General features: G+C 46.6%; 15 protein-coding genes. 9 read left to right on the top strand and 6 right to left on the bottom strand.

Annotation, left to right across the window (positions count from 1 at the left end):
- The first annotated feature begins 600 nt into the window (after positions 1-600).
- Positions 601-1,809 (top strand): hypothetical protein, encoded by a 1,209-nt coding sequence (locus tag QZW82_RS03345; protein ID WP_293144545.1) that lies wholly within the window; start codon positions 601-603, stop codon positions 1,807-1,809.
- 227 nt (positions 1,810-2,036) lie between these two features.
- Here the strand turns inward: QZW82_RS03345 and QZW82_RS03340 are convergent, their stop codons facing one another.
- Complete coding sequence (locus tag QZW82_RS03340) at positions 2,037-2,621, bottom strand: DUF99 family protein (RefSeq protein WP_293144542.1); 585 nt, start codon at positions 2,619-2,621, stop codon at positions 2,037-2,039.
- Between the two features lie 444 nt (positions 2,622-3,065).
- Between QZW82_RS03340 and glpK the strand changes: the two genes are divergently transcribed.
- The 4 genes from glpK (at position 3,066) to QZW82_RS03320 (ending at position 6,160) form a co-directional block, all read left to right on the top strand.
- The gene (glpK, locus tag QZW82_RS03335; RefSeq protein ID WP_293144539.1) at positions 3,066-4,553 is read left to right on the top strand and encodes a glycerol kinase GlpK; all 1,488 of its coding nucleotides are present in this window, start codon (positions 3,066-3,068) and stop codon (positions 4,551-4,553) included.
- Positions 4,554-4,850: 297 nt separating this feature from the next.
- Positions 4,851-5,228: a c-type cytochrome gene (locus tag QZW82_RS03330; protein ID WP_293144536.1), complete on the top strand. Its 378-nt coding sequence runs from the start codon at positions 4,851-4,853 to the stop codon at positions 5,226-5,228.
- A 17-nt stretch (positions 5,229-5,245) separates the two neighbouring features.
- The gene (locus QZW82_RS03325; RefSeq protein WP_293144533.1) at positions 5,246-5,746 is read left to right on the top strand and encodes a DUF3122 domain-containing protein; all 501 of its coding nucleotides are present in this window, start codon (positions 5,246-5,248) and stop codon (positions 5,744-5,746) included.
- Positions 5,747-5,941: 195 nt separating this feature from the next.
- Positions 5,942-6,160: a hypothetical protein gene (locus QZW82_RS03320; protein ID WP_293144530.1), complete on the top strand. Its 219-nt coding sequence runs from the start codon at positions 5,942-5,944 to the stop codon at positions 6,158-6,160.
- A gap of 203 nt (positions 6,161-6,363) precedes the next feature.
- Here the strand turns inward: QZW82_RS03320 and QZW82_RS03315 are convergent, their stop codons facing one another.
- Positions 6,364-9,324, bottom strand: coding sequence for a pentapeptide repeat-containing protein (locus QZW82_RS03315; RefSeq protein ID WP_293144527.1), 2,961 nt, complete (start codon positions 9,322-9,324; stop codon positions 6,364-6,366).
- A 402-nt stretch (positions 9,325-9,726) separates the two neighbouring features.
- Here QZW82_RS03315 and rplU point away from each other — a divergent pair, with 402 nt between their 5' ends.
- Both rplU and rpmA read left to right on the top strand, forming a co-directional pair.
- Positions 9,727-10,119, top strand: a complete 393-nt coding sequence (rplU, locus tag QZW82_RS03310) for a 50S ribosomal protein L21 (protein WP_293144524.1) — start codon at positions 9,727-9,729, stop codon at positions 10,117-10,119.
- Between the two features lie 27 nt (positions 10,120-10,146).
- Entirely contained in the window at positions 10,147-10,425 is a 279-nt protein-coding gene (gene rpmA / locus QZW82_RS03305) for a 50S ribosomal protein L27 (protein WP_293144521.1), read from the top strand.
- A 359-nt stretch (positions 10,426-10,784) separates the two neighbouring features.
- Here the strand turns inward: rpmA and thiS are convergent, their stop codons facing one another.
- The 3 genes from thiS to QZW82_RS03290 form a co-directional block, all read right to left on the bottom strand.
- Positions 10,785-10,997 (bottom strand): sulfur carrier protein ThiS, encoded by a 213-nt coding sequence (gene thiS, locus QZW82_RS03300; RefSeq protein ID WP_293144517.1) that lies wholly within the window; start codon positions 10,995-10,997, stop codon positions 10,785-10,787.
- 165 nt (positions 10,998-11,162) lie between these two features.
- A complete protein-coding gene (locus QZW82_RS03295; protein WP_293144514.1) occupies positions 11,163-12,245 on the bottom strand; it encodes a thiamine phosphate synthase in 1,083 nt (360 codons plus the stop codon).
- Between the two features lie 404 nt (positions 12,246-12,649).
- Complete coding sequence (locus QZW82_RS03290; RefSeq protein ID WP_293144511.1) at positions 12,650-13,894, bottom strand: transposase; 1,245 nt, start codon at positions 13,892-13,894, stop codon at positions 12,650-12,652.
- 63 nt (positions 13,895-13,957) lie between these two features.
- Between QZW82_RS03290 and QZW82_RS03285 the strand changes: the two genes are divergently transcribed.
- Entirely contained in the window at positions 13,958-15,778 is a 1,821-nt protein-coding gene (locus QZW82_RS03285) for a DUF1565 domain-containing protein (protein WP_293144508.1), read from the top strand.
- Between the two features lie 793 nt (positions 15,779-16,571).
- Here QZW82_RS03285 and QZW82_RS03280 read toward each other — a convergent pair.
- Entirely contained in the window at positions 16,572-17,339 is a 768-nt protein-coding gene (locus tag QZW82_RS03280; RefSeq protein WP_293144505.1) for a peptidoglycan-binding protein, read from the bottom strand.
- A 135-nt stretch (positions 17,340-17,474) separates the two neighbouring features.
- Here QZW82_RS03280 and QZW82_RS03275 point away from each other — a divergent pair, with 135 nt between their 5' ends.
- Positions 17,475-19,373 carry an SdrD B-like domain-containing protein gene (locus QZW82_RS03275; RefSeq protein ID WP_293144502.1) on the top strand — a complete coding sequence of 633 codons (1,899 nt, stop codon included), beginning with the start codon at positions 17,475-17,477 and terminating at the stop codon, positions 19,371-19,373.
- Positions 19,374-19,481 lie beyond the last annotated feature (108 nt).

The following is a 19,481-nucleotide window of genomic DNA, read 5'->3' as shown; positions in this document are numbered from 1 at the left end:
GCCGCACTGAGCCTGTCGCTTAGAATACCACAAATGATTGATGCGATCTTTAATCTACGATCGAGATTGCAGCAGATCCTCAAGTGGCGATCGAGTGACTGTAGGGCAGTTAGTCAGAATATTGCTTCTCTAACGCAACTACCTCTCGCAAGTATTTTGAGGCATTATGTTCACATTCTGAGTGTTACCGTAATAGTTTGTAACATTCCTTTTCATTTTTGGGCCCTCGGCGCCGTCTAATCTGTTGAAAATTCCAATTCAAAAAATCCCTAAAATTCTATATCAGCAAGGGTTACAGCCGTCGAACCTTCAGAGATTTGTCCCGAAGCGACACAGCGAGGCTAAAAAACGTCTGTGTCAAACAGAGGTGAGGGAGGCAGAGGTGCGACAGGTTTGGATCGGAAATGCGGACTTTTAAGCTTGTAGCTAAATTTGACTCTCGTCCAAACAAAAACGGATACAAGTTTCCCACACTCGGACGCGGAGCGACCAAAATTTTAGATTAAGGTACAAATTCCCAGACTCATCTGTGGAATAAATCTAAAATCTAAAATCCTAAATCTAAAATCGATCGACTCTCACTTTGTAACCAGGTGCGACGTGAAAAGAAATCTATCAGCCCTTAAAAAAGCTTTGCAGTTTGGGATTAGCGGTGCTGTCGGCGGTTTCGCCGGCAATCTCATCACTGAACCTTTCATGCACCATCTCAATGATTCAACATCTGTTTTTGACAGTGTATTGTCCACATCTCGCTGGTTTGGATTGGTAGGCGGCGGAATTGCTACTGCAATCATGTTCGGCTATTATTACTATATCAAAGGCAAGCCACAACTCAAACAATCTTTTAAAAATGGCGGATTGTTTGGTGTAATTGCGGGGGCAATTTCTGGAGCAATCGCTGAAGGTATTTTTAGCGGGATTGGCGACGGTGAGAATGAAATATTGCGAGTGATTTGCTGGGGAATAGCTGGCGGTTTGTTAGGACTTGGACTTTCTAAGCGAATTCCCAATTTAGGAATGCTGCGCGGCGCGGGTGGCGGCGGTGTGGGTGGCGTTTTGGGTGGTTGTTTGTTTATTCTGTTTGCTTATACTTTGTCGGGTACGGCGGGCCGTTTAGCTGGCTGTGGTGCGATCGGCTTTTGGATTGGAATTATGCTAGTTGTGGCCGAAACTTTGTTTAACAAAGCTTGGCTGGTAATTAGTTACGATACCGGAACCAATCGCACTCTAACTATTGGTGCGGAACCGGTGACTTTTGGTAGCGATGAAAATTTGTCTATTATCTACATTCCTCATGTTTCGCCTTTAGCGATGCGGTTTCAATTGGAAGCGGGTCAAATTGTTTGCGAGAATTTTGATAGCGGGGCGGTGAGTTATTTGCGATCGGGCGACCAAAAGAGAATTGGTAACTGTACAATTACAGTTGGAAACTCTGATTTAGCCGCTCCTAATTCTGCTCGGGTTACGCCGACTATTTTATCACAAGAATCGCCAGCCAATGCTTTTGCCAACGGTCAATTTTTGCTGAAATTGGGAAGTCGAGTTATCCCTCTGACTGCGGGGACTCAGCTATTCACCTCTGACATTCCTAGTTTAACGGCTACTGCGTCTAGTGGGGTGGTAGCGCTGGTGAATTCTCGATCGCGAAACGAGGTATCCTTAGGATTGATCAATTTGAGCGATCGCTCTTGGTGGGCCACAGACAGTCAAGGCGATATGAAAATGATTGAACCTGAAAGTACCCTGACTTTGGCGTTGGGCACTAAAATCGAATTTGGTGAAATCGAGGGCGAGATTGTCGGAAGCTAAATAATCTTAAATCCCTATTCTAATAGGTTCGTAGTGAGGACTTTAGTCCTCTAAGAAAGGATGCGGACTAAAGTCCTCACTACGAACCTTTTTGATGCGGACTAAAGTCCTCACTACGAACCTTTTTGATGCGGACTAAAGTCCTCACTACGAACCTTTTTGATGCGGACTAAAGTCCTCACTACGAACCTTTTTGATGGCGGTAAATTAAATTGCAGATAATAAATTCAAGCAGAACTACCGCTAACACCAGTAATCACAGCCGCACCAATCAAATGAGCCAAACGCAATGCTTCAGGAACCTTACCAGTATCAGTCAAACGCTGGAGTACCAGTGCAATTACTTCCGGTTGTTCGCCGCATACTTGAAAAAAGAAAGGTTCAAAAGCGTAAATTTTGCCAGCGCGGCGCAACAATTCTAAACGGTACTCCGAATCTGAGAAATGACCGAGGGCTTTTTCAACACCAGCTAAATCTGGTTGGCGGCGCATGACAGCAACGCAAGGAATTTGCAGCCGCGATGCTAACTTGGGAAGGTCAATAATATTGAAGCCGCCGAAAGCAATTCCGTCAAGCAAAACGAGATGCAATTGTGGTAAAAATTTTCCTCCTAGCAGTAGCTGACAAATCGCATCAGTGGCATCTAATCCGTCTGGGAGGACTTGTCCCCAGACCATTCCTTCAAATCTAGCCCCCCCGCAGACTACTCCGGCGATCGACACCAAACTGCCGCTGGTACGAGAAAACGGAGCGTCGTCAAAGCCAATAACCTTAATTGTGCGATCGAGTCTGAGCAATTCTGCTAGTTTCAAAGTAGGGACTTCCCTAAGCTAAAATTTTTGACATTAATTTGACTTTTACATATTATCATAGACGTTAAAGACTCGAACGCTAATTCAACAGTTGACAGTTGACAGTTGACAGTTGACAGTTGACAGTTTAAGACCGACCTCTACCCAGAAGTCCGAGTATTGGAGTAATGAATAGTCTGATTTTAATTTCTCCCGAACCGGCGGGCGGGCTTTCAACCAATTCTTTCTGGTAAAATTCCTTAATTCAACCTAAAATACAGCTCATAATCAAGCTTGCTGTGTATGTTTTCTTCTTTCTTCTTTTTACCCGCTCGCGAAGCCGCAGGGCTTCCTTATTCTGACTGATAACGTTCGCTCTTCGGGGACGCTCGCGCTAATAACGTTCGCGAGCGGGGACGCTCGCGCTAATGACTAATGACTTCTACTTAAAAAGGTTTTAAACTCTTGTCTCAAAAATACGTAGCAGCAATAGATCAAGGAACCACCAGCACCAGATTTATTATATTCGATCGCCTGGGACAGATAATTTGCAGCAACCAACAAGAACACCAACAGATTTATCCACAACCGGGATGGGTGGAACACAATCCCGAGGAAATTTGGCGGCGCACCCAAAGCGTAATTAAAAATACCCTGGAAATCGGCAATATCGATGCGAAAGATATTGCAGCTCTCGGCATTACCAACCAGCGCGAGACTGCAATTGTTTGGGATAAAAATACGGGAAAATCCTACGGGAATGCGATTGTTTGGCAAGATACCCGGACTCACCAAATTTGTACTAGCTTAGCAGAAGTTGACGGCAAAGATCGATTTAGATCGCGCTGCGGTTTACCGCTAGCAACTTATTTCAGCGGCCCAAAAATTAAGTGGATGCTGGACAATATCGCTGGATTGCGGGAAGCGGCAATTAAAGGCGATGCGATTTTTGGCAATGTCGATTCTTTTCTAATTTGGCATCTGACAGGAGGCGCGCACATTACCGATGTTACCAACGCCAGCCGCACAATGCTGATGGATTTGCAAACCCTCAATTGGGATGCGGAAACTTTGGAAATCATGGGAATTCCCCGCCGGATGTTGCCGGAAATTTGCCCTTCGAGTCACGTTTTTGGCACTGCGAAAGGATTGTTAGATGGTGTTCCAATTGCTGCTGCTTTGGGAGATCAGCAGGCAGCTTTGGTTGGGCAAACTTGTTTTAGTGTTGGCGAGGCTAAAAATACTTACGGTACAGGCTGTTTTATGCTGCTGAATACTGGTGAGGCGATCGTCCCTTCAAGCCACGGATTGCTGACAACAGTCGCCTACAAGATGGGAGAATCGCCCGCTGTGTATGCTCTCGAAGGCAGTATTGCGATCGCCGGAGCATTAGTCCAGTGGCTGCGGGACAACTTGGGCATCATCAACACATCTGCGGAAGTAGAAACATTAGCAAATACCGTCGAAGATAGTGGCGGAGTTTACATTGTACCAGCATTTTCTGGACTCTACGCGCCCTATTGGCAAGACAGCGCGCGGGGAGTAATTGCAGGTTTAACTCGCTACGCGACTAAGGCACATATTGCTCGTGCAGTATTGGAAGCGACAGCTTGGCAAACGCGGGAAGTATTGGATGCGATGAATCAGGATTCTGCCGTGCAGCTTTTGTCTTTAAAAGTAGACGGTGGGATGGTGGGAAATCACACGCTAATGCAGTTTCAGAGCGATGTTTTGGGAGTGCCTGTGGTGCGGCCTGTGGTAGCGGAAACTACTGCACTAGGTGCCGCTTATGCGGCTGGTTTGGCGGTGGGTTTTTGGAGCCAACTAGCCGAATTGCGGGATAATTGGGCGGTGGATTGTATTTGGGAACCCCAAATGTCGATCGCCCTTCGGGAGCAAAAATATCGGTTTTGGAAAAAAGCAGTTACCCGCACCTTCGACTGGGAAGAATGAATCACGAATACTATTGGTTAACAGTTCAGCTTAATCTGCTGTAGTACCGCATTCCGGCAGGGGTTTAAACCCCTGCCTCATAGCTTAAGTCGGTTAAAACCGACTAAAGAGTTATGTTTTTATAAGTTATTTCAAATCCGCACTTCATCAGAATTATTGCTCTCTCCCTCATCTCCCTCTGTGCTCTCTGTGTCCTCTGTGGTTAAAAAAATATGCTCCAACGGCAAACGATATTAATCCCAAATATGTATTTAGTGCTATCATCAAACACAGGACTACTTTTCAACCTGGAAATAAATGATATCGCCAAACAACTTAAAAAAAATCCTCACCGTCATCCTATTAATCGTGACACTGGCATTTGCAGAAATTGCCACTAATTCCCAAATTGCGATCGCAGATACAGCGACAACTCCCGCAACCGCAACCGCCGCCGAAGTCTTCAACACCAACTGTGCAGGCTGTCACATCAACGGTAGCAACATTATCAGGCGCGGCAAAAACTTGAAACAAAAAGCCTTAAAAAAATACGGCATGGATTCAATTGCCAATATTTCAAATTTAGTAACCAACGGTAAAGGTATTATGCCCGCTTACAAAGATCGTTTGTCCGAACAACAAATAATCGATGTTTCCGCCTACGTGCTATCCCAAGCCGAAACTGATTGGAAATAAATCGGAGGTATGGCAAATTGAAAAACCATAATTGTTGGCGCAAAACCTTAACTATTATTAGCTTGTGCTTGTATCTAATCCTAGCGATTAGCCCGCCCGCCTTCGCCTCAATTCACAAATATCCAGAAAGAGGCGACAGAGTAATGTTCCGCTCCGTACAAAGCCTGCGCGATACTGATGATAGAGCATGGCAAGTAGTTTTGTATAAGCGAGTACAGTCGGGATTGGTAAACTCCTTTAACCTGCGATTGGTAGGATTTCCCGGCACAGAATTGCAGCATCCTGTAGCGCTAACAGTTGCTGCGGGCGATCGCGAAATTGGTAAAGCTCAGGATATTTGGAGCGAGTCGGATTTGCCGGTTAACGTCGGAGAATATGATTTTAAATCAATAATTACACAACTCGAAAGCAATCAACCTTTAAAGTTGAGTTTGCCTGTGAAAGGTGAAAAAGAAATTGAGTTGCTGGTTCCTCCTTTTGGTGTCAGAGAATGGCGGCTGTTGTTAGATACCAAGTAAATATACTTATTTTATCCGGTCTCAAGTTAAAATCCCTAGAGTCGTGTGTATCAAAAGCTACTAGCCTCAAGTACGCCTTAAGGTAGATTTAACCGTATTTCAAGGTAATATTGAAACAAACTCAATGTAGAGTTGGTCAAGTGATAAAACTCCATTGTTTATAACGTGCGTGTCTTCAGGGTGAAATTACTTACTATGAGTTTAATCAGCACAATTGTCCGAAAAGCTTTGGAAACGGGTTATTTAACGGTTGAGGCCGAGGAACTGTTGCGCCAGCAGTTGCAGATGACTAAGTACGGTTTAGAAGATTTTGATGCTTTTATTACCTTGCAAACAGAGGTGATGGAAGGTAGGGTAAGACAGCAGGCTTTGGAATTATTACGATCGCACAACTGTTCTGCTGCTGTTGCTTGAATAAAGGTCGATCGCACTTTTGGATCGATCGCGCTTTTGGATCGATCGCGCTTTTGGATAGAATTAAGGGCGATCGGTCTTCGTATGTTGATAAGCTATTTGCGATCGGGCTAGGAGCAACGGCCCACAAGAAAATCCACTCTTTGTGGAACAGGCATCTTGCCTGTTCATAAAAATGAGCCGCAAAGCCTTGAAAAATGTTTCTACTGCATTTCTAGCTGTTGCCTTAACGCTTCTGAAACATTAACGGTTATATCTAAACCTCGAATATTTTCCCAATTTGTATCCTCGTTCCATTTGACATCGCTGAAGTCTGCGCCGCTGAGGTTTGCGTCGCTGAAGTCTGCGCCGCTGAGGTTTGCGCCGCTGAGGTATGCGTCGCTGAGGTCTGCGTCGCTGAGGTCTGCGCCACTGAGGTCTGTGCCACTGAGGTTTGCGCCACTGAGGTTTGCGCCGCTGAGGTTTGCGAAACTGAGGTTTGCGAAACTGAGGTTTGCGTCGCTGAGGTTTGCGTCGCTGAGGTCTCCGCGGCTGAGGTTTGCGCCACTGAAGTTTGCGTCGCTAAGGTTTGCGAAAATGAGGTTTGCGCCACTGAGGTTTGCGCCGATGAGGTATGCGTCGCCGAGGTTTGCGCCGATGAGGTATGCGCCACTGAGGTTTGCGCCACTGAGGTTTGTGATCACGAGGTATGCGTTGCTGAGGTTTGCGCTGATGAGGTGTGCGCCGCTGAGGCATTGCCCAACTGTTTCGACAAAGACAGAATCCCCAACACAAGAGCCATAACCAATGATACGCAATAACCGACTTGCATCGTCAAGTTTACCTTCAGCATTAGGTTTCCCGCAAGGATAAAACACCATTGTGCCTTTTAATTCATCTCTCTCCTGACCGTAACGGTGCAACTCCAAAAGCAAAATCATCACATTCAAACCAGCATAAATATCTATTTGTCGCTGTCCAAAATCTTGGGTTTTCAATTGCTCTCGCAACAGGCGCATCTTCTTCTGAGGCAAACTTTCCGGCAGCATATCGATAAATTCTCCCTCGCACCACCGGAGATAAAAATCTTCCAGACGCTGGAATAACTCCACAGGACGAAACAGATTTTCCTCCCCCGCAACAGCCGGAGTTGTTAACAACCCCATCAAATATTCCACAATTTCTGCCGTCAGCGCCCCATAACCCAACAAATCATAAATTTCCCAGTCCATATCCGAGTCTTTCGTATTAAATCCTCTACCTTTCTTTCCCGGTTCCGTCCACTCTTCCAGACTTTCTTTCAATCGTTCCGCACACAGAAATTCACCAAAACTCTTGTGTACAAATTCCACAGAACCTTCTTTACTGCCTTGCTGAAGATAAAAAACCGCCAAAGCATTTCTCAGGGGATTATCGCCAATCCGTTTTTGTGCTTCCTCAAGTAATGCTTTAACCGAGTTATCTGATTTCAACCGTTCCTCAATCATCCCTACAGGAGCGCATTCTCCTCCCGACTGCACCACGCATAACCCTGCTTCTGTCAAGATGCGCCGCAAATCCTCTGTTTCCAATTCTGTCAAATTGCGATTGAGCAATTTAGACCGCTGTTCTGTCAGTACCCAATTCACAGCTTGGTTGTAAATCAAAATTTTTGCTTGAGTGCTGTTAGTTCCTTGAAAATCTTCAACTTTCAAGATTCCATCCCGGTGCATTGCTGCTAACAAATAAAGCAATAGTGGTTCTCGCGCCAAGTCTGATTTCACCTGTTCAGGACAGCATTTATCTTGTAAAAACTGCTGAAAAGCTGAGGTTTTTTCCGCCCCAAATTGGGCTTCCCACTTTCTCAACCACTGTTGCTGAAGTTCGTCATTCATTACCTGAATTTGGACTCGCTCCAAGTTGTCTGGCATTTGCCTTTCAATTCCTTGCAAAGCTAAAGGTCTGCCAGTAATCAAAACCCGGTGTCCCATTTCCGAACTCTGCTGACAGGCTTCCTGAAATTTTGCTACTTGCTTGAGGAAATCCTCTAAACCGCCACTGTTTCTCCCTTCCATCAGCAACTCGTCAAAGCCATCTAAGAAAAACAAATATCTCGTATTTTTATCAGTCAACCAGCCATTATCGCTAGTAAAACCCGTATTAACCGCATCTTTAAGCGTTTGCAGAAAACTATTTTGCAATTTGGGAATATCTCGCAATCTAATTAACACTGGTGTCCAAACAGGATGCAAATGTTGCCGCACCCAATCAGCAAACATCCGACAAAAAACGCTCTTACCGCGTCCGGGCCCAGCTTCTACGAACATCACCAAATTTTGTTTCTTCTCATCCTCAAGCAATTTCTTTGCCCAAGTTTCTAAATCGAAATCTTCTGCATCTTCAATAGGATTGCCATTTTTATTAAGAGGCTTTGCCTTCAGCGGTATGTAGATATCTTTAAATGTAAACTCTTCCGCAAATACTTTTTCTTTTGGCTTGTCGGTAATCTGTTTTTCCAGGTATTCGTCAAGGCTTTGATATTGCCGCTGTTCCTCCCGCCATTCGCTGAAAGAAGACTGTCCGAGGTGTTTCATAGCATCCCCAGAAATTGCCCAAGCTTCGATTAAATAGCGGTGAGTATTAGCAGCAACTCTCTCTGTCAAAATCTTAGCTTGACTGCCTTCTAGTCCGGCTTGTTCCAGTCGCTCTGACAGCACTAGATTGAATTCTTTCGCCAATACCGAATCGCGGAAGCAAATCATAGTTTCTTTAGCTGCTCTATCGCTAAATTCCAAATCCGCCAGTTTCTTAAGCAACTGCTTGACTTTATCAGAAACCGGAGTTTGCCCGATCCGATTTAACAAGTTCTCGTCTTGTTCAAGAAATCCCTTAAAACTTTCCAGATAAGCCGCCTGACTGACCAGAAAAATGCACTCAGCTAAAGTCGGTTGCTCTTGAGTTTTTTCGATAAAAAATGCCAGTAGTTTCGCCGCCATCCCGACAAATGGCAATCCAGTTCCCACAACTTGAGCTAAGGGAGAGTTCAAAACTTCTAGCAGCAAGTTGCTATTGTCGAGGCCTTGTTCTTTGAACATTTTTGCCAATTCAGCGGCTGCTTTCCCCGCTTCTCCGATCGCCTCTGCTGCATCAGTAGAATATAGTTCTTTAATATCAGTAGTTAAGAGTTTGAATATGCGATTTGCCATTTTACCCGCCGCGCTTTAGAATAGAGAGTCTGAGAAATTCTACATTCAACTCTCTAAACATTCCGCAAATAAATAAAATAGGACTTACGCACGGGCGGTGAGAAACCGGGTTTTTGCCCTGGATGTAGGCTGTAACCAAGGATCTCGGAAAAAACCCGGTTTCTCTGGTTTTGATGGGTAAGTCCTAAATCAGAAAATATCAAGTGCGTTTTAACTTGACAAAAATACCCAAATCGACAATAATAGTAGATTGTCTGTCTAAATCCGGCTCGGATCAGGTTAAGACATTCCAAAAGCTGCAAAACAGTCCACAGCCAAAAGTTATTAACAATTGACAACTGTCAACTGTCAACTGTCAACTGTCAACTCAGCTACCTGTACGGCAATCTCAACAACCATCCCATGACTTACGCAATCATTGAAACCGGCGGCAAACAATTTCGGGTAGAACCAGGCCGCTTCTACGACATCGAACTGCTTCACGTCGAAGCTGAATCCAAAGTCACCATAGACAAAGTATTTCTGATCCAGCACGAAGACGACGTTCATATCGGCCAGCCTCTAGTAGAAAATGCCACTGTAGAAGGAACTGTGCTGCGGCATTTCCGGGGCCGCAAAGTCCTCGTCTACAAGATGAAGCCGAAAAAGAAAACTCGGAAGAAAAAAGGGCACCGTCAAGAAACAACTCGCTTTATGATTGACTCTATCAGCGTCAACGGTGTTGTTTTGGCAGCGAGAGATTTAACTCAAGCAGTTGTTGAAACTCCCCAAACCGGCGAAATTGAATCAGAATAAACAATAGTAAATAAAGTTGAGGACATTATGGCCCATAAGAAGGGTACAGGCAGTACACGTAACGGACGCGATTCTAATTCTCAGCGTCTGGGTGTCAAAAAGTACGGCGGTCAAGTTGTCAAAGCTGGCAACATTTTGATCCGTCAACGCGGCACGAAAGTTCACCCCGGTAACAATGTTGGTATCGGCAGAGATGATACTTTGTTTGCTTTGGTTGATGGTGTGGTGACTTTTGAAAGAAAGGGTAAGACTCGCAAGAAAGTGAGCATTTATCCTGTGGTTGCACCTGAAGCTGTCGCGGTTTAATTTTATGCCTTCCTGGGTTTTGCCTGGGAATTCATATAGAGCCCTCCAAAATTAGGTACGTTGTTGGGCTTCAGCCCTCCAAATTAGGTACGTTGTTGGGCTTCAGCCCTCCAAATTCAGGTACGTTGTTGGGCTTCAGCCCTCCAAATTCAGGTACGTAGCCAGAAATGGGGTTGTTAGGCTAGTAATTTGCTTTTTTTTACAAGTCGAAAGAGGGCTGAAGCCCAACTACGTACCTCGAAGAGGGCTGAAGCCCAACTACGTACCTCGAAGAGGGCTGAAGCCCAACTACGTACCTCGAAGAGGGCTGAAGCCCAACTACGTACCTCGAAGAGGGCTGAAGCCCAACTACGTACCGGTTAGCCTCCTCCGACAATTGTCACAACTTCTAGGATGTCGCCCTGTTGTATCTTTGTGGTTTCCCAAAATTGTTTGTGCAGGATTTCGCCGTTGTACTCCACAGCTACTAAGCGCGGGTTTAATCCTAATTGTTCTAGTAATTTTGGTAATGGTGTGTCGATCGCACAATTGCGATTTTCTCCGTTAACTTGCAGCGCAATTTGATTTGTCATTACTCAAATATTATCAGTTTCAGGGCGGGTTTTGTACAAAAATTATATTTCAATACGCTTGAGATAAGAACAATCGGCGGTTGAAACCGCTTCTACACAGACAAAACCCGCCTCCGCGGGTTGAATATCGGTATACTCAACCCGCCCGCTAAATCGCCCATCAACCTAGGTTTTCGCCTGCAAAGCTTTCTGGGCTTTCAAATTCTGCATCCGAATCAACTGTGAGATGAAAAATTGCGTGACTAAAGTAGGCTGTTCTGCATCCATAATCGATCGCACTGTGGCAACTCTTTGAGCTCCGGCATTCAACACTTCATCGAGGTTGTTGATGTCAATTCCGCCGATCGCAAACCAAGGAACAGGCGACTTACTAGCAGCATACCGCACGTAGTCCAAACCCGTCGCCGGCTTGTTTGCCTTCGTCGGAGTTTCGTAAACTGGCCCGACTCCAATATAATCTGCTCCCGCATCAATAGCTCGCTGCATTTCTTCGCCATTCGTCGTGGAACTACCGATGATGCGTCCCGGGCCGAGCAACTTGCGCGCTTCGGCTACAGGCAAATCTTGCTGTCCTAAGTGTACGCCGTCGGCATCCGCAGCGATCGCCAAATCCACGCGATCGTTCACAATCAACAAAGCATCGTAGCGGTGACAAAGTTCGCAAAGCTGCCGCACATTCGCCAGCTTTACTCCGTCGTCTGAGGCTTTGTCGCGGTACTGCACCAACGTCACTCCGCCTTGCAAAGCAGCTTCCACGATTGTTAAAAAGTTGTATTTGGGGGAGGTTACAAGGTATAACTGCGATCGAAGTAACTGTTGGTAGCGCCGATAAGCCAGCAAATTGCTTTCAAGAGTATAAACCCGATAGCGCATCTGCTTAAAAGCCGCGCCCATATTCCGATCGTAAACTTTGCCGTACTCTTCCAGTACCCGCAAAGCTTCCTCCACCCGACAAAAATTCGCTGCCAGTAGCTGCTGAATGCTGCCACGCTGTTCTTCCTGCGGGTGAGTCAACTCCGTACCCGGATCTGCCGGCGTATCCCTAGCGCTGCGTAATTCTGGGGTGTGCCAAAAAGCCAATTCCTGGCGCAGTTGCTTGCACTCGCCAGCTAAATCGGCGCTGTTGAGACCAAACCTGCACCATTCTTCAATAATTCTCAACCCTTCGCGCGATCGATCTAGATTTGCATCTAAAATCCGGCAGAGGGCTGGCTGTGCCGGTAAAGTTCTGTTTTGTTTCTCGGTCATTCAGAACCACCTTGATTAAACTAAGTGCTAGCAGTCAAACTGCTACATTCTCCCATGCCCTCAAGATTGTGGTGAAGGCGATCGACCTAATTCTGGCATCAACCGCTCTAAATTTGACAAATTTTTAAGTTTTATAGAATTTCAAGAAAACAAAGCATAATAGATCAAACTCGATCGAAGTGGAATCGTTAAGCTGCCTACCACACTTGGGAGGAGAGCCGTGAGGTTAGCAGGACAAAACAAAACTTTAACAGCAGAAAACCCCAGCAGGTGGGTGAAATTAAATTGCGATCGCCCAAACCCGACACTAAACACGGGATGGGAAATTTGGCTCCAAGATAAATTGTGTTTTTTTTTGACACTTCTCTGCCTGAAGGCAAGAGGATTCTCAAGACGGCAAAGCCTCAGTAGACCTTGATTCTTAAGGGCTGTGCCAAACAGCCTCTACACAGTCCGGTAAAACCATTCTGCTTACTTTTACGTCCAATATTTGCAGCACCATTAGTATCTGAATTAATCAAATGTCCTTCCTTGCTTCTATACAATCCACGCTTCACCCGCTTACCAGAGAACTGGTAGGTAGCTGGTTTGTCGGCATTGTAAATAGGCATATAATCACCATCCAAAGCACTCGCCTTACTGGTGTAGGATTCCTCTTGCTCTTGGTAGATCAACCCGTATCGCTCACAGAGAAATTTAAGTTTATTTCTCAAAGAATACAAAGGGATTTGGACAAAGTTTTGATTATTCCGACTACCAATATTGATGCCATCTTTCATTCCAATATTAAAGCCTACTATCATGCGTTCAATTTTGGTATTGATGCAATGGTCAACAATAAGTCTTGCCGCCTTATTCAAATAGTCTCTAACTTGACTACTGCGGTTGATGTACAATCTCGATTGACGTTCAGTAAGTTTCTTAATTCCCTGCAAGTCTTTAATAGATTGCAGTCTGGCATTCTCTTTGTTGAACCACTGGTTAATAGATTTAAGTTTGCGACCATCCACGATAAAGGATGCCCCATTGGTGTCAACACAAGTAGCCAAATTACTAAGCCCGAAATCAATCGCCAAAGCACTACCCTTGACTGTTTCTACAGCTTCGATTTCACCTATCGAGCAGATATACTCGACCTCAAAGAATCGAGCATCATATTTTGGGTGAATTCTCACTTCCTTAATTTTGGCTGGGTCAAGACGTTCGGGAAAGTTAATTACAATCTCACCAAATTCCTTCTTAAAGGCTGGAGACATCGGCACTTTGAACGAACCATCTTTAACTTTGATTCGCGGGATTATCAACACAAAATAGCCTTCTTTGGGCAAGTAGTGAGGAAGTCTCACCTTTTGTTGAAATGTTCCATATCGAACCGCCTTAATCAATCCATAGAAGCTGCGAAACGTCCTGTCTACTACCTTCAATGTTTGCTGTGCAATGTCAGTATTGAGAATTTGATAGTTCTCATTGTCTTTGCACAGATGGTAGGCAGACTCATAGCGCAAGTGCTTATGTTCTTGAAAGTAGTATTGTCGAACAGTGTAAAGACCAACATTGTAGAGGTTCTTACTCAATCTACACAACTCTCTGATCGCCAAGAATTCGGTCTTGCTAAGATCGCGGATTTGGTTTTTCTGAGTTAAGTACATAGTCTTTGGTTTCGCTATTCTTTCATTATATAGCGAAACCACTAAAAGAGCAACGAGGATGTTGTGAGACTATTAGAACTATCCACAGCGGATACTGGCGGGCTTGCGCCCGCTCCTGTAAAGCCGTCGTCAACGACGGGGTTTCTACCCAATTTGCTGATGATCCTAAATTCCCAACAGAGCAAGTGCCAAAAAAGTCGAGGAGCAAGCAAGAGTTTAAGTTCTTGCCTGCTGCTCGTCTTTGCCAGCACAGCTTTTTGCCACCCTCAATCCTCGGCGATCGCCACCGAGACCGGCTCCGTGCAGCTACTTTCCCAAGCGCCAGAGAGCGACATTAACATACTCTACGTCAGTTCCAGCGGTGGCAGCGACACGGCAGGTAATGGCAGCGATGGAGCGCCGTTCAAAACCCTCACCTACGCCCTCAGCGTCGCCCCGCCGAAAACCGCGATTTTACTAGCGCCCGGTACTTACAGCGCTCAAAGCGGCGAAAAATTTCCATTAATGCTCAAGCCCAGCGTGACTGTTCAAGGAAATCCCAACACTCGCGGCCAAAATATTGTCATCAAAGGCGGAGGAGAGTTTATCAGTCCGACTTCGGCTGGTCAAAATATCGCGATTTTAGGCGCAGACGGGGCCGGACTCAGCGGGGTGACGGTAACAAATACCAACTATCGCGGTTACGCTTTGTGGATCGAATCGAGTTCTCCGACGGTTGTTAACAATACTTTTTCAGGTAGCACTCACGATGGCATTTCGGTAGTTGGTACTGGAAGGCCGACGATTGGCGGGAATTTTTTCTCAAAAAATGGAGCTAACGGGATTACGATTTTTGGGGAGTCTCGCCCGGAAGTTCGAGATAATGTGTTTGAAGACACTGGATTTGGGGTGAATGTCGCCCAGAACGCTTCGCCTTTGTTAATCGGCAACAAAATTACTCGGAATAAAGACGGTGTGGTGGTGCAAGCTGATGCCAGACCGATACTTCGCAACAATTATATCGAAAGCAACCGCCGAGATGGAATTGTGGCGATATCCAGAGCTCTGCCGGATTTGGGAACTTCGGCGGAACCGGGGGGGAATGTGATTCGCAATAACGGCCAGTACGACATCAACAATGCGGCAAAAGGTCAAGTCATCCCAGCTTATGGCAATCAATTGTTGAGCAATCGGACAACGGGATCGGTTGATGTGGCGGGAACTTTTAGCCCGCCTCCACCCATTGCGGCAACTGCTTTGCAGCTAAGGGTCGATCGACCTTCGAGTATCGGCGGCCCAGAAACTTCTCTCCCTGCTTACACTCCCGGGCGATTAACTCCCAGGGTTGAAAGAGCGCCAATTGCCCCACCCGCGCCAGTTTCGAGGCGACCGGCACCCGCCAGCACCCAGTTGCGGCCTCTGCTTCCTCCGAGAAACGCCGATTCTGCTGAAGGAACAGGCGCGATCGCAATTCCTGTACCCGATCCAGATGCTAGATCCGTTCGAGAAAGTTCGGTACAGCAACCAATGATTCCGCCCAATTTTGATAGTTCGAGTGCGGTTACTTCCGAGGGTAAATTGCCGGTTCCGGGCCGCAACATTCCTCTAGGAAGGGGTGGCTTTGTACCTGCTGGTTTAGGGGGGAATTCTGTGCCCGATTCCGAAAATTCGCCGAGGCTCGATCGAGCTTCTGCTTTGGGTTTCCGGTATCGAGTTGTGGTGGATGCCGAGAGTTCGGGCGATCGACAAAAAATGCTATCCTTGGTACCCGATGCTTTTCGGACTTTTACTAACGGGCGATCGGTGATTCAAGCCGGTGTTTTTCAAGAACGCGAAAAAGCTGAAGAATTGCTACAAATTCTCACAGATAATGGTTTGAATGCTCGGATTGAAGATATTAAATGAATCAAGATCGGACGGCGGTTGAAACCGCGTCTACACAAACGAATTCCGCCTCCGCGGAATCAAGATCGGACGGCGGTTGAAACCGCGTCTACACAAACGAATTCCGCCTCCGCGGAATCAAGAAAGTAACGCGGTTTCAACTGCCCGATCTTCAACCCGCGCACCATCCGGGTTTTGTCTGTGTAGGCGCGGTTTCAACCGCCGTCTGCTCTGTTGAATATTAACCTTCAAAAACCACGACATCAAAAATTTTAGGGCCTAGCATATCGGATGCCAGACCCTAAAACATTTGTAATTTCAATTGATTCAAGTGGGTTTTTAGCTCTGCTGAAATTCAGCAAACAACTACTACTAAGGTGAACTTTTTGGCAACTGCTCTGCGAGCGAGCTAGCTATTAGCGGAGCCTATTCAGACTTCTGTGTTTGATTGTGCGATCGCAATTCTAACTTGATAACTTTCGATTTCTCAAATCGCCTCAAGCTATTTCACAAATTCCGAGCGCAATATCAACCTTACTTTTATCTGCTAATAAACTACACGATTCAGGCGTTGCCTGCGAACCAGAGCCGAGCGGGACAAACACTCTAATTCAAATTTTTTATCCAAGTTTTTTGTGCTGCTTGGTTTCTGCCCCTCATGTATTTAAACTAACATCAACTCCCCGCCTAAGAATACTTTGTTTACCAAAGTTAACAGTTTTTGATGCGCCGAAATAATTCCCAAGGCAATTATTAACAATTTGTACGATCGCCCGATAGCGCAATGTGCATATCCGGCAAGACTTATTTGCTCTCAACGCAGCAGGGCTTCCCAAGTAGCGCGGCCGACAATGCCGTCTGCTGGTAGTTGATATTTTCGTTGAGCAGCCTTGACAGCAACTTCAGTTTCGCGCCCGAACACGCCGTCAGCACTGACACGCAAAAATCCCTTAGCCCTCAGTCGCTCTTGCAACTCTCTGACTGCCGGCCCCCGCATTCGTCTTCTCAAAACAGGAAAATTTGTCGGCTGCGGTTGGGGGTTAATCTCTGTGTTTTCGGGGGTTGCAGGAGCGTTGGCGATCGGGTTTTCAACACTAGCGTTCGGAGTCGCTGGAAACAGCCGGTTCCAAGTATTTTGACCGACTATGCCGTCTGGGGCGATGCCTGCTGCTTCCTGAAACTGAGACACAGCTTTAGCGGTGCTTTGCGAGAAAATCCCGTCTACCTCGCCGTTATAAAATCCCAATAATTTAAGAGCAGCTTGGAGTTCGGTAACATCTGAGCCTCGACTGCCGATTTTGATCGCGGGGCGGACGATCGCACCTGTTTGGGCGATCGGGCTGTTATTATTACCTGGTTCGGAGGCGGGTAGCTGTGCATTAGCAGGAGTAGAGGCGATCGCACCCAGTGCCGAAAAACCGCACAAACTCAAGCCGAGGAGTAAACTCGGAACTTCGCGGGCTTTATTCCAGTTTCCTATCAGGTTTCGGGACATGGAAAATTTGACCTCTGCAAAACTTGGTAGCGATCGTACATCAAATCTGGAAAAAATTGGGCATCGGGCAAAGAGGGCATCGGGCATCGGGCATTTTTGATTCCCAGTCCTTCCCTTTGATAAAAAAAATTAATCCCCTAAAATAGCTGCAATTGGCAAAAAAAACTGCTAGATTGCCGTAGAGCAAAGATTAAACCGCGTTCATTGGGCCACACCAACACCATGACCGAATCCAGTAACCCTACCAGAACCGCTAGCCAAATAGACATCGGCAATGTCAACATCGGCAACTTCCAAGTCGGCAGCATCAGCGGCAACAAATACAACGACTTCAACGCCAACGGACGGCCCGACGGCGGTGATGTGCCAATTCCCAACTGGCAAATCTACCTCGATCTCAACAACAACAACCGGATCGATGGCGGTGAACCTTCTACCCTCACCAACGCCCAAGGCAACTACATTTTTGCCAACCTGCCACCGGGGACTTATCAAGTTAGAGAAGTCCAGCAGCCGAACTTTCGCCAAACTACCCCGAATCCCGCACCCATAACAATAACCAGCGGGACAAATGCTAGCAATATTAATTTTGGCAATAATTTCAACGCTGGGACGATCGCAGGTACAAAATTCAACGACATCAACAGCAACGGCCGCCTCGATCCGGGGGAACCGCCCCTAGCTAACTGGCAGATTTACCTCGACCTCAACCGCAACAATCGGCTAGACGGTGGCGAACCTTCTACTATTACAAACCTTCAAGGGAATTACGCTTTTGTCAATATTCCGGCAAATACATATTTGGTCAGAGAAGTCCAGCAACCGGGTTTTCGCCAAACCACGCCTGACCCGGGCCCGATTAACGTTACTTCCAACGCCGCGATCGGCAACGTCAATTTTGGTAATGTGTTTTTTGTCGGCAGCATCAGCGGTCTCAAATACAATGACCTCAATGCCAACAGTGTCCGAGACGCGACAGATCCGCCTCTGGTTAACTGGCAAATTTACCTCGATCTAAACGCCAACAACAGGTTTGATCCGGGAGAGCCCAATACCATCACCAACCCGGAAGGAAATTACACTTTTGGCAATGTTTCGCCGGGCCGCTATTTGGTGAGGGAAGTTCAGCAACCGGGATGGATTCAGACTACGCCAAATCCAGGGTCGATCGACATTACGGGCAATACTAACGCTGTCGGGGTCAATTTTGGCAACAATTTCCCCACCGGCAGCATCAGCGGCTTTAAGTTCAACGACCTCAACGCTAACGGTGTCAACGAACCAACGGAACCGAGAGTTGCCAACTGGCCGATTTACCTCGACACCAACAACAACAACGCCCGAGATCCCAACGAACCTTCGACTTTAACAAATCCCCAAGGTAATTTCTCTTTTATCAACTTGCCCCAAGGCATTTATTCGGTGAGAGAAGTCCCGCAGCCCGGTTTCCGACAAACTACGCCAAATCCGACTCCGATTACTGTGGGTAACGGCACAAATGCCACCAATCTCAGCTTTGGTAACGTGTTGGTAACTGGTACGATTAGCGGTGTCAAATTTAACGATTTTAACGCCAACGGTCGCCTAGACCCCGGGGAACCGCCGATCGCCAATACCCAAATTTACATTGACCTCAATAACAACAGCCGTTTAGATCCGGGCGAAGCCAGTGCTTTTAGCGACAGTCAGGGCAATTACAGTTTCCGCAATGTTCCGGTAGGTGGTTACATCATTCGGGAAGTTCCGCCACCCGGTTTCATTCAAACAACTCCGCCTGCCCTGGTAGTTGTCTCCGCAGATGTTCGGGCTAGCAGTATCGATTTGTTGACTGGAGAGGCTGAAAGTCGATTGGCTACATCCTTGAAAGGCGACCCGCTGACGGATGCTGGCTATGGGGGCGAACCTGCCGGCAATATGGGGGCGGATACCTCGCTGGCGATCGCGAGTCGCGATAATTATCAAATTAGCGATCTTTTGCTCGATCGACCTGTCGCGAATTTAGGCAATCTTCCTAACTTTGGGCAACAGAATCCACTTTGGGAACCTAGTACACAAATCGGCGGGTTTGTCAATAGAAATGAATTAATTAATTGGAATCTCGAAACTCGTTCGGGTGGGTGATGGAGGTTTCGATCGAGGACGCGGGGCGCAGCTATCGGGTGATTAATCGCCCGGAATGCCAAACTGCAAATAAAAATCAAGAAGAGGTTAAAGGGCGATCGCGTGATA

Source organism: Microcoleus sp. bin48.metabat.b7b8b9.023, assembly GCF_013299185.1.
GTDB lineage: Bacteria > Cyanobacteriota > Cyanobacteriia > Cyanobacteriales > Microcoleaceae > Microcoleus.
The sequence above is the reverse complement of the archived record's forward strand: the minus strand, read 5'-3'. Positions and strand labels throughout refer to the sequence as shown.

Excerpts from the sequence above, each read along its gene's own strand:
- QZW82_RS03330 (WP_293144536.1), top strand. The coding sequence starts at position 4,851 with ATGATATCGCCAAACAACTTAAAAAAAATCCTCACCGTCATCCTATTA.
- QZW82_RS03320 (WP_293144530.1), top strand. The coding sequence starts at position 5,942 with ATGAGTTTAATCAGCACAATTGTCCGAAAAGCTTTGGAAACGGGTTAT.
- QZW82_RS03315 (WP_293144527.1), bottom strand. The coding sequence starts at position 9,324 with ATGGCAAATCGCATATTCAAACTCTTAACTACTGATATTAAAGAACTA.
- rplU (WP_293144524.1), top strand. The coding sequence starts at position 9,727 with ATGACTTACGCAATCATTGAAACCGGCGGCAAACAATTTCGGGTAGAA.
- rpmA (WP_293144521.1), top strand. The coding sequence starts at position 10,147 with ATGGCCCATAAGAAGGGTACAGGCAGTACACGTAACGGACGCGATTCT.
- thiS (WP_293144517.1), bottom strand. The coding sequence starts at position 10,997 with ATGACAAATCAAATTGCGCTGCAAGTTAACGGAGAAAATCGCAATTGT.
- QZW82_RS03295 (WP_293144514.1), bottom strand. The coding sequence starts at position 12,245 with ATGACCGAGAAACAAAACAGAACTTTACCGGCACAGCCAGCCCTCTGC.
- QZW82_RS03290 (WP_293144511.1), bottom strand. The coding sequence starts at position 13,894 with ATGTACTTAACTCAGAAAAACCAAATCCGCGATCTTAGCAAGACCGAA.
- QZW82_RS03280 (WP_293144505.1), bottom strand. The coding sequence starts at position 17,339 with ATGCCCGATGCCCTCTTTGCCCGATGCCCAATTTTTTCCAGATTTGAT.
- QZW82_RS03275 (WP_293144502.1), top strand. The coding sequence starts at position 17,475 with ATGACCGAATCCAGTAACCCTACCAGAACCGCTAGCCAAATAGACATC.